13 protein-coding genes are annotated in these 13,528 nt (G+C 46.4%); all 13 read right to left on the bottom strand.

Annotated elements, in window-relative coordinates:
• Positions 1-25: 25 nt before the first annotated feature.
• The 13 genes from pilO to GBH70_RS00885 all read right to left on the bottom strand — a co-directional run bounded on the left by pilO (position 26) and on the right by GBH70_RS00885 (position 13,421).
• Positions 26-706 (bottom strand): type 4a pilus biogenesis protein PilO, encoded by a 681-nt coding sequence (gene pilO, locus GBH70_RS00945; RefSeq protein ID WP_151679270.1) that lies wholly within the window; start codon positions 704-706, stop codon positions 26-28.
• The gene (locus GBH70_RS00940; RefSeq protein ID WP_151679269.1) at positions 703-1,461 is read right to left on the bottom strand and encodes a PilN domain-containing protein; all 759 of its coding nucleotides are present in this window, start codon (positions 1,459-1,461) and stop codon (positions 703-705) included. Before GBH70_RS00940 ends, pilO begins: the two co-directional genes overlap by 4 nt.
• Positions 1,462-2,463, bottom strand: coding sequence for a type IV pilus biogenesis protein PilM (gene pilM, locus GBH70_RS00935; protein WP_151679268.1), 1,002 nt, complete (start codon positions 2,461-2,463; stop codon positions 1,462-1,464). It lies immediately after the preceding gene.
• A 141-nt stretch (positions 2,464-2,604) separates the two neighbouring features.
• Complete coding sequence (locus GBH70_RS00930) at positions 2,605-3,045, bottom strand: type II secretion system protein (RefSeq protein ID WP_151679267.1); 441 nt, start codon at positions 3,043-3,045, stop codon at positions 2,605-2,607.
• Between the two features lie 81 nt (positions 3,046-3,126).
• The gene (locus GBH70_RS00925; protein ID WP_151679266.1) at positions 3,127-4,332 is read right to left on the bottom strand and encodes a type II secretion system F family protein; all 1,206 of its coding nucleotides are present in this window, start codon (positions 4,330-4,332) and stop codon (positions 3,127-3,129) included.
• Positions 4,319-5,371, bottom strand: coding sequence for a type IV pilus twitching motility protein PilT (locus GBH70_RS00920; protein ID WP_151679265.1), 1,053 nt, complete (start codon positions 5,369-5,371; stop codon positions 4,319-4,321). The genes GBH70_RS00925 and GBH70_RS00920 overlap by 14 nt, the downstream gene beginning before the upstream one ends.
• A 9-nt stretch (positions 5,372-5,380) precedes the next feature.
• Positions 5,381-7,042: a GspE/PulE family protein gene (locus GBH70_RS00915; RefSeq protein ID WP_151679264.1), complete on the bottom strand. Its 1,662-nt coding sequence runs from the start codon at positions 7,040-7,042 to the stop codon at positions 5,381-5,383.
• Positions 7,043-7,126: 84 nt separating this feature from the next.
• Positions 7,127-8,497 carry a VanW family protein gene (locus tag GBH70_RS00910; protein WP_151679263.1) on the bottom strand — a complete coding sequence of 457 codons (1,371 nt, stop codon included), beginning with the start codon at positions 8,495-8,497 and terminating at the stop codon, positions 7,127-7,129.
• Between the two features lie 19 nt (positions 8,498-8,516).
• On the bottom strand, positions 8,517-9,248 hold the full coding sequence (locus GBH70_RS00905; protein WP_151679262.1) for a PRC-barrel domain-containing protein: 732 nt from the start codon (positions 9,246-9,248) through the stop codon (positions 8,517-8,519).
• Positions 9,249-9,279: 31 nt separating this feature from the next.
• Positions 9,280-10,704, bottom strand: coding sequence for a hypothetical protein (locus GBH70_RS00900; protein WP_151679261.1), 1,425 nt, complete (start codon positions 10,702-10,704; stop codon positions 9,280-9,282).
• 127 nt (positions 10,705-10,831) lie between these two features.
• Entirely contained in the window at positions 10,832-12,499 is a 1,668-nt protein-coding gene (locus tag GBH70_RS00895; protein ID WP_151679354.1) for a polymer-forming cytoskeletal protein, read from the bottom strand.
• A complete protein-coding gene (locus GBH70_RS00890; protein ID WP_151679260.1) occupies positions 12,499-13,008 on the bottom strand; it encodes a prepilin-type N-terminal cleavage/methylation domain-containing protein in 510 nt (169 codons plus the stop codon). Before GBH70_RS00890 ends, GBH70_RS00895 begins: the two co-directional genes overlap by 1 nt.
• Entirely contained in the window at positions 13,005-13,421 is a 417-nt protein-coding gene (locus tag GBH70_RS00885; protein ID WP_151679259.1) for a prepilin-type N-terminal cleavage/methylation domain-containing protein, read from the bottom strand. The genes GBH70_RS00890 and GBH70_RS00885 overlap by 4 nt, the downstream gene beginning before the upstream one ends.
• Positions 13,422-13,528 lie beyond the last annotated feature (107 nt).

Genomic DNA, 13,528 nt, shown 5'->3' with positions numbered 1-13,528 from the left:
TTATACTACCATGCATGCTAAAAACTTATTGTGCTGTCCCGGCAATCGGGTCACTTTTATGGCTTGGGGACGGCACTTCGATATCCGGCAAGTAATCGGCATACCGGCTCAATTCAGGATAATAAAAAGTTGAAACGGTCACCGTATATTCCAGATCCGCGGAATCAGCGGTTTGATTGGATTGTTGAAAATCGACCGATTCAATCATCGTAATGCGCGATAAATTTTCAATTGTTTTTAAAAAAGATTTCATGCTTTTATAATCCGGCGACTCCACGGTTAAAGTGTAAGTAATTTTTTTCATCCCGGAAGGCAAAGCAGCATTCGAACCAGTTGAAGACGATTGCGCAGCGGAGGCTGAATTGCTTGTATCCTTTTGCTGATTGTAATCCATTTCAGTAATCAGACTGCCGGAGAGCGACTCCGCCATTTGGAAATCAAGCAAAAATTGTTCTGTCAGCGGTTTTGTCGGCACTTTCTGCAAAAGGTCCACAACCGTTCCCAGCTGCACTTCCGGATTTATCTGCTGTTTCGAATGCAAAGCGTCAAGCACCTGCTGTTCCGACTTTAACGTTGATTTTTTCACGGCAATCTCCGCTTTTACCGGTTCCAGCACAAACCAGTACAAGGCTGCCGCCCCGGCAATGCAGACGGCCAGGAGAATAATCAGCAAGGAAAATTGCCTTTTATTTAATCGGAGGTTCATTGCTTTTCCTCCTTCTTCGCAGCTGCATTCAATGCACTTTTGTTTAATTGCACCGTATAACTGGCCAAATAAACAGGTAGATCGCTGCTTGTATCCGCAGCTGTACTCCCGGTATCCCCCGCTGCATTGGCATTCGTGCCAGAAGCCGCCTTCGTATTTGAGGTGTCCGTATTTTTCGTGTCCGTTTTAGCGTTAGACCCGGAATTGCCGCTGCCCGACGTTGACTCGGATCCGGACGTGGAAGCAGCCGTTAAAGCGGAACTTGCTATATCTGTATCTTTTTTATCCGTTTTGATGTTGTTCAGAACGGCACCGCTAAAATATTTGCTGTCATTTAACCGTTTCAGGTAATAAGCAACTTCATCGCCCGATTCAAATTGAACCGTCACGTCCGCGCTCGTTTCGGTGCAGGAAAAATCCGTAATGTAGCCGTATTTCGGAAGCAGTTTTGTGAGCTGGTCCAAAATCGGCACCGCTTTGACGGGATAATCTTTTGCCCATTTTACGGCGGACGCTAGTTTACGCAAATCTTGCGTGTCTGTATCGTTTTTCTGCTTCGCCTGTTCTCTAGCCTGCATCGCTTCCACCTGGTGGATTTTTTCGTTTATGGCGCCGAGGTCCTGTTTTGCATGATGCAGCATGAAAAAGAAGACGGTCAGGAAAATGATGAATGCGGCAGCCAATAAGCCGCCCCAAAAAAGCAAAGCCATATTTTTCGGTTCTTTTTTCGGCAGCAGATTAATCTCAACCGGCATCTATTTCACCTCTTTCAACGCAAGCCCCAGCAACGGAACGAAACGGGCGGGGAACGGGGCGCCGGCAGTGGATGAAACTTTTTCTATAAGGGCCGTCTCAACCGGCAGGCCGAATTGTTCCGAGAGTTTCCCGGTAATATCCTGCAAATACGGGTAATCGCCATTCAGCAGGATTTTATTGACAGCCGCCTTGCCCTGCCTCATGGAAAACTGGTAATAATTCATGATCCTGTCCAGTTCTTTATAGATGTTTTCGGTCTGGTACTGCAGCAATGGATCACCTTCCGGCCAGTGATACTTTTTTTCCCCGAAAGCATTGGTTTCCACTTCCCATTTTGAAAACGGAATATCCACCTCAAGCTCTCTCATGAGAAAAGGGAAGTGCTGGTGGAAAATGGTGGCGTTCACCATGGATAAATCAAACTGGAGAAGCAGAATGTGGTCCATCGGATTCAGCTGATTCAACTGGTAAAAAGACCGGTAGGCGCATAAAGGGGAGATATCGGCTGCGACAGGGCTGAGGCGGATGCCGTTAAAAAAGTCCACATAGTCCTGTACAATGTCTTTGGGCGAAGCAAATAAAAGGATTTGCTTTTCTTCATTGGCCTCGGTAAGGAGCGTATAATCAAACACCGGATCTTCAAACGGCAGATGGATGGTGGAGCCGAGTTCGATGTAAATATAGCCTTCGATTTCATCCACGGCGACTTCTTTCGGGACAGCCACTTTGCGCACGACAACTAAATGCTCGGGAACCGTAAACCGGATCAAGTGTTTTCCCCGCTTCAGTCCCCAATCATCGAGGCATTCTTCGGCAATCATGGAAAGCGTCTCAACATCTACGATTTTCCCGTCGCGGATCAGCCCTTCCGGAAGATAATGCTCGCCGAAAATTTGCACGATAGGGGGATTGGCCTGCTTCAATTCAAGATAGCGGATCACATGGTCCTTCATGATGAAATTGCCGATTTTCCTGGAACCCGGAAAAAATGAAAATGCCATAGAGATAACCCCTCAACAAATAATCCTAGCAAACTAGCAACCAAGGCCTGGCACAAGAAGCAGACCTTGGAGAGAAAGAAACAGCGGAATATCTCCGCTTGTAGATAGTCTTAACAAAAAACTTTCTTGAACAAAATAGAATTATTGACCTATTGTAACATTATCGCTGGTTCTTTTCGCAGAATTAATTTCATTTAAAGTAGCATTTTTAAATGTTATTGTAACACCACCATCAATGCCTGAACCATTAACTTCGTAATCAATTTTTCCATCTGAATCTGTTGTTAACGTAACCGAATATTTTTTTAATGTACTATCTTTGTCGTCGAGATATTTTGACAAATCTGTTTGTTTTATTGTATCACCTGATTTCACATCATTATCTGCTGCATAAAGTTTTGCTGCACTAATAACCTGGATCGCATCAGATTTAATCGCATTAAACCTCGAGTTTTTGATCACATTTCCGATCGCCGGGATGGCGATTGCCGCAATGATCCCTAAAATAACAATAACAGCAAGCAATTCAATTAAAGTAAAACCTTTTTGGCTTTTTAAAAGCCTGCGTTTCTTTCTCAACATGGCTTTTCCTCCTTTGGTGATAGAACATTTTACCTATATTATACATAGTTTTGTACAATAAGAATATATTTTTTGTTCACTTTACTGAACGTTGTTATAAATTTCAAACATTGGAATCATAATTGATGCGACAATCGTTCCAACTACTCCTGCCAATAGGACAATCATGAACGGTTCGATCAGCGCCTTCATCTGGTCGGTCGCAGCTTCGACTTCAGCTTCGTAAAAATCAGCAACTTTCGCAAGCATCCCGTCCAGCGCACCCGTTTCTTCCCCGATTGCGATCATCTGCGTCACAAGCGGTGGAAAAACCCAGTGGCGCCGCATCGGATCGGTCATCGACTCCCCTCTTTCCAAAGCATCCCGGGACTGGCGGATCACATTTGTCATCACTTCATTTTCCACGATTTTTTCAACGATCGTTAATGCCTGTAAAATCGGCACCGAGCTGGAGAATAGGGAACTTAATGTCCTTGTCATACGGGCAATGATTGATTTCTGGACAAGCTTGCCGAATACCGGAATTTTGAGCAAAGCATAATCGAGATAGTATTTGCTCACTTTATTTTGGCGCATAAAAACCAACAATACATATAACCCGACAGCAAGCAGTATGATCAGCCACCAAAATTGCTGCAAAAAGCCACTCATCGCCAAAACAAAGCGGGTTACCGCCGGCAGTTTCGCATTATAATCATTTAAAATAGAAACAAAAGTCGGGACGATTTTAACCAGCATAAAAATTACGACCACAATCGCCATCACACCGACAAAAATCGGGTACGTCAGAGCCGACCGCACTTTTTGCTGGGTACGGTGCTGTTTTTCGTAATAAGTGGCGAGCCTGTCCAATGTATCGTCAAGGCTTCCGCCCGCTTCACCGGCATACACCATATTGATAAACATCGGAGTAAACACTTTTTTATGTTTTGCGGCCGCCTGCGACAACGCAATTCCGCTGCGCAGGTCTTCCTCGACTTCCAACAGCGTCTTTTTCAGCGTTTTGCTGCTCGTCTGGTTCGCCAGTATTCTTGTCGAATCCACAACCGTGACGCCTGCTTTCAGGAGCGTGGAAAACTGGCGGAGGAATATGACAAAATCCTGTAGTTTCACACGGTTGCCGAGGCTGATTTCCATTGTCAACAGCGTTTCGGGCAATTCATTGATTTCAATCACCCGCACGCCTTGCTCCCTCAGCTTCAAGAGCGCGTCTCTTTTAGAGTCTGCGGTGATGGTACCGGTTTTCTTCCCGGTTTTCATTCTTCCCTGGTACTTAAATCGTGGCATTTTGACCGATCTCCTGTAAATAAGGTTCCGCTGCTTCCTTTGAAATGACGCCGCTTTGGAGCAATTCCTTCACATCGGTTTCAAGCGTGTGCATGCCGAGCGCGCGGCTCGTCTGCAGGACATTGACAATCTGGTGGATTTTTTCATTGCGGATCAGATTGGCGATGGCCGCATTGTTCACCAAAATTTCCGTCGCCGCCCTCCGCCCTTTGTTATCCGCTGTCGGGAAAAGCCGCTGCGCCACGATGCCGACCAAAACGTTGGCAAGCTGGATGCGGATTTGCGGCTGCTGGGAGGGCGGAAACACATCGATAATCCGGTCGATCGTAGACGGCGCGCTTGACGTATGGAGCGTCCCGAGCACGAGATGCCCGGTTTCAGCCGCCGTAATCGCCGTGTGGATCGTTTCCAAATCGCGCATTTCCCCGACGAGAATGACATCCGGATCCTGGCGCAGCGCCGCACGCAGGCCGTTCGCAAAATTTTGCGTATCAAATCCGATTTCGCGCTGGTCGATGATACAGTTTTGATGCTTATGTAAATATTCAATTGGATCTTCGAGCGTAATGATGTGCTTATGCAACGTTTTGTTCATATGGTCGATCATCGCGGCAAGCGTCGTCGATTTTCCGTTGCCGGTCGGGCCGGTCACAAGCACCAGCCCATTCGGCTTTTCCGTGAACGAATATAAAACCGGCGGAAGATGCAGTTCCTCGACTGTCGGTATTTTTGTCGGCACCACGCGGATCGCCAAAGAGACACAGTTCCGCTGCCGGTACGCGTTAATCCGAAAACGGGAAACGCCAGGGATCCCGTATGAAAAATCAATCTCACCGCGTTCCAAAAAGACCGGCCACATCGTATCGGAGATGATCGCTTTCGCCATTCCTTCCGTCAGCTGCGGGGTCATCGGCTCCTTGCCGTACCGTTTTAATTGGCCGTTTATGCGCATGATCGGCGGAACACCAACGGTCAAATGAAGATCCGAAGCTTTTAACTCAAAAGCTGAGCGAAGCAAATACTCAATTTTTTCCTTCATTTTCTTCACCTACTCCGGCAGGGCGACGCGCAAAATTTCTTCCGTCGTCGTCCAACCCTGTTTTACCTTTAGTAATCCGTCATCAAGCAGAAAAATCGTCTTATTCTGGATCGCATATTCCCTGAGTTTGGACAGCGGTTCCCCGTTCATAATGCCGCGCCTGATGTTTTCATTGACCACGAGCAGTTCCTGGATCGCCATCCGCCCTTTATAGCCGGTCATGTTACAGTTTCCGCAGCCGCGGCCGCGCACGATTTTATCAATTTTAATGCCGCGCTTGGCAAAAATTTCGATTTCGCGTTTGGTTGGCGCCTGTTCCTCCGCGCAGTCGCGGCACACCCTGCGCACAAGCCGCTGTGAAACGACACCACTTAACGAAGTAGCGACGAGAAAAGGCTCAACTCCCATATCTATTAATCTTGTAATCGTGCCGAGCGCATCATTCGTATGCAGGGTGCTTAAGACCAGGTGTCCTGTAAGTGATGCCCGGATGGCGATTTCTGCGGTTTCTTTGTCGCGGATTTCCCCGACCATGATGATATTCGGATCCTGCCGCAAAATCGCCCGTAAGCCTTTCCCAAATGTCATTCCTACCGCTGTGTTCACCTGAATTTGGTTCACACCTTCGATCTGGTATTCCACCGGGTCTTCAACCGTGATGATATTGACCTGTTCATTGTTCAGGTGGTTTAAGGCTGCATATAACGTGGATGATTTTCCTGATCCGGTCGGGCCCGTAATCAAAATGATACCGTTCGGGCGCTGAATAAGCTGCGAAAAGCGCTGAAAATTCAGCTTATTAAAGTCGAGTTGGCGGATATCATTGATCGCGCTGGAAAGGTCCAAAATCCGCAGCACGATTTTTTCACCATATATGGTCGGCAAGGTGGATACGCGAATATCAACCGGATGGAAATCCAAATCGATCTTGATCCGTCCGTCCTGTGGAACGCGGTGTTCGGTGATATCCAGATTCGCCATGATTTTAATGCGCGCCGTCAAGACGTTCTGCATCGTTTTTGGCAGAACCCTTTCCGTCCGTAAGATTCCGTCCACACGGTAACGGACAATAAATTTCGTTTCCTGCGGGTCCAGATGGATATCGCTTGCCCGCTGCTGGACGGCATTTTGAAGGATTTGGTTCACGAGTTGGACAACCGGTGAATCTTCTTCGCCGGCCTGGATTTCCGCCGACTCTTCATTTTCGATTATGCCGCTCAGCATTTCTTCCACGCCGTCATCAAATTCATAACACTTGGTGATGGCCCGCAAAATATCATCTTTAGACGCAATAACCGGTTCAATCCGGAACCCGGTCGACAGCCTCAGGTCATCAATCGCATTGAAATCCATCGGGTCCGCCATTGCGACATATAATTTATCCCCGTCTTTTTTAAGCGGAATGAGCAAATTCCGTTTTGCTATTTCTTTCGGTACGAGATTCATAATGCTCTGGTCGAAAGGATAGCGAAAAAGGCTGATATGAGGGATGCCCAGTTGGAATTCCAGCACTTCAATTAGCTGCTGTTCAGTGATGTATCCGCGCTGGAGAAGCGCATCGCCGAGTTTCTGGTTTTCGCCTTTTTCCTTCAGTGCCTGTTCCAATTGCTCCTCTGTGATTAAACCTGATTCAATTAACAAATCTCCAAGGCGTTTCCGTACTTGTTTCATCACGATTCCCCGCTTTTTTTCATGTCATAGGGCTATCAACCTAAGAAGCAGCAAAAAGAAAATTTTCAGTCTCCGTTTGGGACATTAGCTCTTGCTGTTCGTGCTGCCTGAGCGATTGTTGTCCGAAGTACTGTTTTTTTCCGCCTGCCCCGAATCTGAAGATGAATTGCCTGAACGAGCCGAACTGTTTAGATCATCTTTAGAAGTTTGGGCTGTTTCCGCAGCGCTTTTCTGGTCAGCCGAGGAAGAGGTACCTCCGCCTGTTGTGGTACCGCTTGTATTGCTTGTGCTGCCTTCTGCTTCTTCCGGATATCCTTTCGAAACAATTTTCGTGACGGGCGGATAGAAATCTTCCGACAGCAGGGTTGATTTCAGCAGGCTATTTTCCTGACTGTAAATATTCCGGTATATTTTTACGTAATGGCCTGCCCTTCCGGTTTGCTTCACAACGGATTGGTTGGCTTTTAAAGAAGAAGTGTAGCGCACCGCCGTTTTCGGTTCGATCGTTTTCGCATTTTTCTCGGCAATTTTATATTTTTCAGCAAAAGGTCGGCCAGTAACGGAAACAGTAAACGCGCCATTTCGATAAGCAAACTGCAGCTTATAAGCGGTTGTGTTCGGATTAACGAAAGAAAAGTCGAGCTTACCTTTTACAATTCTTGCTTCTTTTCCGAGCGCGGCATACCCCGGCAGTTCATTGCTCGTGTACCGTTCAATGATTTCAAAATCCGTCGGCAGAACCGCTTCATAAATGGCTGTTGCGATCATACTCATCGCAGTATTCGAAAAAGCAGAGCCGGTTTTCCCCGCTGTTTTTAATAAAGAAAATGCACTTTGCGCGGGGATGTCCAGTTTTGGAAACTGCTTGGCCCATGTTTCCAGCTCGTACGCCTCCGCTTCAGGTATGGCCGTTAATACGGCTTTCGAGACTGTTTTTTCGGATTGGTCCGCTTGAATTGCATAAGAAGCCAGATCAAAGGTGAGATTACCGGTTTCAAGGCGGGATGCCGCATTGCAAATGGCAGTATTTAATTGGCCGATATTCCAGTCTTCGAGGCTGATTTCCGGAAAAGATTCCGAAATCATCTTGACCAGTCCGCTGTTATTGACCGTTACGTATAGCTTCCCAGGCTTGCCATCCTGCGCCCGGTTTAAGCTTTCCGCAAGATCAAATCGCAGCTCGGCAGCCGGAAGTTTAATAGATTGGTTTAAATACAAAAGCGTAACAGGATGGGATGCCTTCCATTTTTGCACGGCATTTTCCAGTTTTTGCTGTGCTTCGTCTTTTGTTAACCCGGACAGATCGACACCTCCGGCAGATGTACCTTCAGAAAATTTTTCGGTATGGCCGAATCCTTTTTCTATGGCAAAAGCCCCGAAATGTGAGAAACCTAAAATAAAAGCCGTACTCGTAAACAAGATGATGAAAACTTTTAAAAACCGCTTGTTTCCCACACTTCAACCCTGCCTTTCCTTACTCTTCAACATTCATTGATAATTCAACAAAAACGCCCGGCCCTGCTTCCTGGGCGCGCACGATATCTTCTTCCGACAGGATCGTACCGGATGCAATGATGCGTTCACCGCTGCCCGTGTAGATGTCTTTGGATGCTTTTTTCCCTTTTAACAGCTCCACCTGTTTTGTCCGCAGCACATCCATCCCGCCTTCCGCTGAAATTTCTTCGGTTTCTTCCGCTTCCATTTTCTGAAGAAGCTTGTCGGCCGAGTCGAGGAAATGGCCGGGTGCTTCTTCTTTAACGATGATGATATCTTTTCCGTACGTCATGATAAAATCAGATGAAAGGATTTCTTCCGTTTCGCCCGCCAGCAAAACAATACCCGGAATGCAGCCTGTATCTTCATCGACATAAAATTCTTTCACTTCGCCGAGCAGCTCGCCTTTCCGGGTCATCACCTTTGCCGCAATGATCCTGATTTTTTTGTTTACAAGCTGGTCCGCGACCGGGATTTCTTTTAAATCTATGACAGCCCTGTCGCTTTCAACCGTGACGGCATATTCCCCGATCCCGATGACTTTTTTAAACGGGATCGCTTTTACGCTTACTTGCCAGTCTTCATGCTCTATTGTTAAAAAATCAACGGATCCTTTATCCGGATTAATCACAAACGATTTCACTTTTCCGATTTCGGCACCGTCAGAAATGCTGATAATCGGCTGCCCCAAAATTTGCGTACTCTTTTTCATCCTGTTCACCACACCTGTTTCTTCAATTTTTCTATTGGCAGTATTGATGTTTTAAAAATAGGATTTCATCCCGGATCACCGGGTACTGCGCGTATTTTTCCGACAAATCTTCAAGAAGGGCTCCCAGCTTATCAAAATCGTGCTCCGCTATGTAATGTTCAATCAAAAGACCCGCAAATGCAAAGTAATCTTCCTTAGGCAGGCTTGGCTGCAAATGTTCCTTGACAAGCTGCTCATACTCTTCAGCCGGACGGGTGAGGCGGGCCAGATGAAGCTGTTCAATTAAAATATCCAGCAATTGTTTCCGCAATAGATTTACCTTCTCTGAAGCAGTGTTTGTTTCAACTACTGGTTCTATTTCTTTTTCATCCAGGCTAAAAGGTTCGCTTACCGCCGCGGCTTCTACTTCAGCTTTTTCAACGTGCTCCTCCGCACCGGCTGTTACCGCTTCAAGATCATCATGCTCAGCTTTCACAGGGCTTTCGCCACACCCTTCGCTTCTTTCCCGAACAAGCTGCGGCGGAACTTCTGTTTCTTCAAGAGCAAGCGGCTGGATCTCTTCCCCGCTGCCTGCCCCAGGAATGTTTCCTTCAGCTTCCTTTTCTGCGAAAACTTCATCGGGGGAGAGGAGCGGGATTTCTTCTTGTTCAAAATATTGAACATTTTCCGGCGGCGAAACCTGACCGCTTTTTTCTTCCTCTTCCACACCGGAAACAGCATCAGCAATTAATAGGACTTGCAGGTCGGCTTCTTCGTCAATAGTATGTGTGCCGGAAGAAGTATCCGGGTTTTCCAATTCCGTAATCCAGTCTTCAACCGGGTACATTTCCAGCGCATCTTCCGTTTCGGCAGGGCTTTCCTCCGTGCCCTGTTCAAGCATTGCCAGGCGGTTATCGAGGAAATCCGTTTCTTCATCATCCCCGTCTTGGGAAACTTCCTGAACACCTGTGCCGGTTTCAATGACCGGTACTTCCGCCGGCCTTTCTACAGTTTCGGCTGCAGGATTTTCAAGTTCTTCCCATGCAGACCCAACCTTTTCCTGCCGGTCCGCTAAAGAAGGTTCCCGTTCCGGCTCAGCTGCATCTTCCGCAGTTTGCGCTGCATCAATGTTTTCGGGATATGTAACAGACAATTCTGCTGCACCCGGTTTCCCGTTAAAAGCCTCCTGCTCCCCCCAACCCGGAAAGGCATCAGCATGATTGCCCCCTTCCACAAACAGAAACGCCAGCCTTTTCTCAAAAAGATAGGAAACGCAAAGCACAAGCAGGAAGGTGATCAAATAGCTTTCCCATAAAGGGAAAACACTGCTTGCCAAAATGCCGAAAAGCGCCAGCAGAAAAGCAGTTGAAATCAGGACGATAATGCCTTTTTTAGAAAAACCGAAGGAAAAAACAATAAAAAAGGCAAATACGCATAAAAACGAGATAACGGCAACAGCAGCAGTGAGGAAATCCACCGGCCCCACCTCTTTCACGATTGGTCTAAAAAACGCTATTGTTAAACAATGAAACGATTAAACTATAAGTAATTTTAGTACAAATCGGCGCGAATGGGAAGAATGTACTGCGCCTTTTTCCCGATGTTCATTTATAAGAAGTGTCGATTTCTTTCAATGTCATTTTATCAACTGTCGGAATACCTTTCGGAGGATTTAAAATCAGGTCTTTTTTGAAGACGACTGTTAATCTTGACTTTGCCGGATCGGTAGGCTGAGGATTTTGAAAATCCAGTTCGTAACCGACAAAGATAAAACCCAGCAAATATACCGGCACTTGTTTCGTTGTTCCTCTAGAAGCGCTCAAGCTGATGGTGTCCCCGTAAATGCCACCGTTGATTTTCAGATTCGAGCCGATACCGTAAATAAACAAGTCGCTGTTTGAATAAAGATAAGCATCAATTTCTTTCGGGTTATCCTGGTACAGGTTATTATTGGCCAGTTCAATATTTCCGCCGCAAAGCAATATGAGTGTGCCTGCGCTGTTTGAAAAATTCCTGACATCGGCATCGCCGCGCACATAAATGCTGCCGTTCGTGTTGATATCCCCGGAACTCGCAACAGAACCGTTAACGTACATCACCCCGTTTAAATTCAGTGCGGAAACATCACTCAATGTTGCACTTCCGGCTACATAAATATACTTGTCTGCTCCAGTTACCGACAGCGTCCCGTTTAAATCTGCGCTGCCGCCTACATATATATTGCCTTTGACCGTTAAACTTCCTTTTACCGTCAAGTCATCATATACATATAAATTTCCGTTTACGGTTAGGCTGCCGTTTTGCCCTACCGTTAAGTCGTCGCGTATATATAAATTACCGTTTACGGTTGGGTTGCTGTTCTGGCCAACCGTTAAATCATAGGCATAACCATTGCCGCTGCTGTCTGAGGAATAGGGGCTGTTTGAATTTATTTTCACACCGCTTGGCCATGACAGCGCCTTGCTTGTGATGATTCCCGCTACATCTATTTTATCGACCGTTAAATTACGGTTTTTTAGTGTTGGCGCAACAGAAAAATACTTATTGATGTTGGAAACATCAAATGCCTTCCAATTGTAATTCTGATTTACGGGAGAGCTCGTCTGGGGGCTCGACGGCCTCTGGTCCGCTTCGTAATAATTTCCTTTAACGGTTAATGTCCCGTTGATTGCCGGATAATATGTTTGAACATATTTCGTGTTCCCTTCAATGTAATTCCCATAATCGGAAACATACATATTCCCGCCGACATTTACGTCCCCAATGATATAAGATGCCCCGTACAAATACATATTGGACGGCGTCACCGCAGTATATTGGAACACTTCCGATACAGTTGAAAGCGTCATGACTTTTGTCAAAACTTTTCCGGAATCGCCGGCCGGAACGGTAATCGTGATCTTTTCCATGACAATTCCGTCTTCGCCAGTTCCATCTTTCAACGTTTTATAATCGATCGAGCACTCGTTTTTTTTCTCCTCGGCAATGGCGGCAAGCTTCGTTTGCAGCATGCCCAGCAGCTGGCTTGGCAGCACATTGCCACTTGCGATCGTGTTGTTGATGCTGTCCACCTCGTTTTCAATGAGCGCAGTGGCTTCATCTGCAACCATTTCGGCTTTTAACCTATCCTGCGTGCCGGATTCGGATACTTTTACGGTTTTGTATGTGCCGATAGAAGCAGAAAAGAGTGAAATGATGATGATGGCGACAACTGCCGAAATGAGCAGCACGGTCACAAGCGTGTAGCCTTTTTCATCTTTTAAAACTTTCATCACTGGTTTCCCTCCCCGCCCAGTTTATAAGACACATACATTTTTTTCTCCAAATTATTTTGCGTATCTTTGATGACAAAATTGCATTTCAGGCTGCCGTTTGCAATTGAAAAAGTTGTTCCGGTAAGGGAGATCCCGTCGCTGTTGGCAATTGTTCCCCCAATCGACAAATTGCCATCCGAAACAGCAATCAATGTGCTTGTTTGATTTTCGTGATAAGACCCGTTATCCCCTACATCCGTCTCAATGTCAACTGCATTAAAGCTCGTGAATGTCCCGTCATCGTTTTCGTCCTCCGGCTCCAAGGAATCCACATTTTCCATCGCCCTGTTCATAGACTGCAAAATGGCCGTTTGTTCTTTTACGAAATTTTTGCGGGCCATATCATTTTTGGACTGGGCAATGACCGATTGAAATACGGCATAAATAACGCCAATGATCAAAAAGGAAATCGTAACGGCTGCCAATAGTTCAACTAAAGTAAACCCTTTTTCACTCCGAAACCTCATTTTTTCACATACCCTTCCACTTCAACCGGCCGGGGGTTCCCGTCCGTTTCCACCTTCACTTTGACAAGCAGCAGGCGCCCGGATAATCTGGAGTCCGTTGGTTCCGAAACGGTCACATACGCGTTATACTGGGAAATCCCGTCGCTGGTATCCAATCCTAAAACAGACTGGATGTCGGCCTGCCTAGTACCTTCAAGCTGCTGGACTTCAGTGAAATCTTTTTTCTGGTAAGCTCTTAGCATACCGTTTGCAATTTGAAGGGCGGACAATGAATCGCCGGCTTTTTTTGTAATGCCTGCATTATTGGCCAGCACCGAGCCGACGGTAATGCCAATGATGCCGAGGATCGTGATGGAAGCCAGCACTTCAACAAGCGTAAATCCAAGCTTATTTCGGAAAAGGGATGTTTTCATGGCAACCTCCGATAAGTAAAAAGTCCTAAAATCTGCCTCTATGATTCTCATTTTACCAAAAAGTCAAAAGAAAGTATTCACTAAAAAGAACAAAAAAGCAGGACAGA

This window comes from Weizmannia acidilactici (assembly GCF_008974225.1).
GTDB classification, from domain to species: Bacteria; Bacillota; Bacilli; order Bacillales; family Bacillaceae_C; genus Weizmannia; species Weizmannia acidilactici.
The sequence above is the reverse complement of the archived record's forward strand: the minus strand, read 5'-3'. Positions and strand labels throughout refer to the sequence as shown.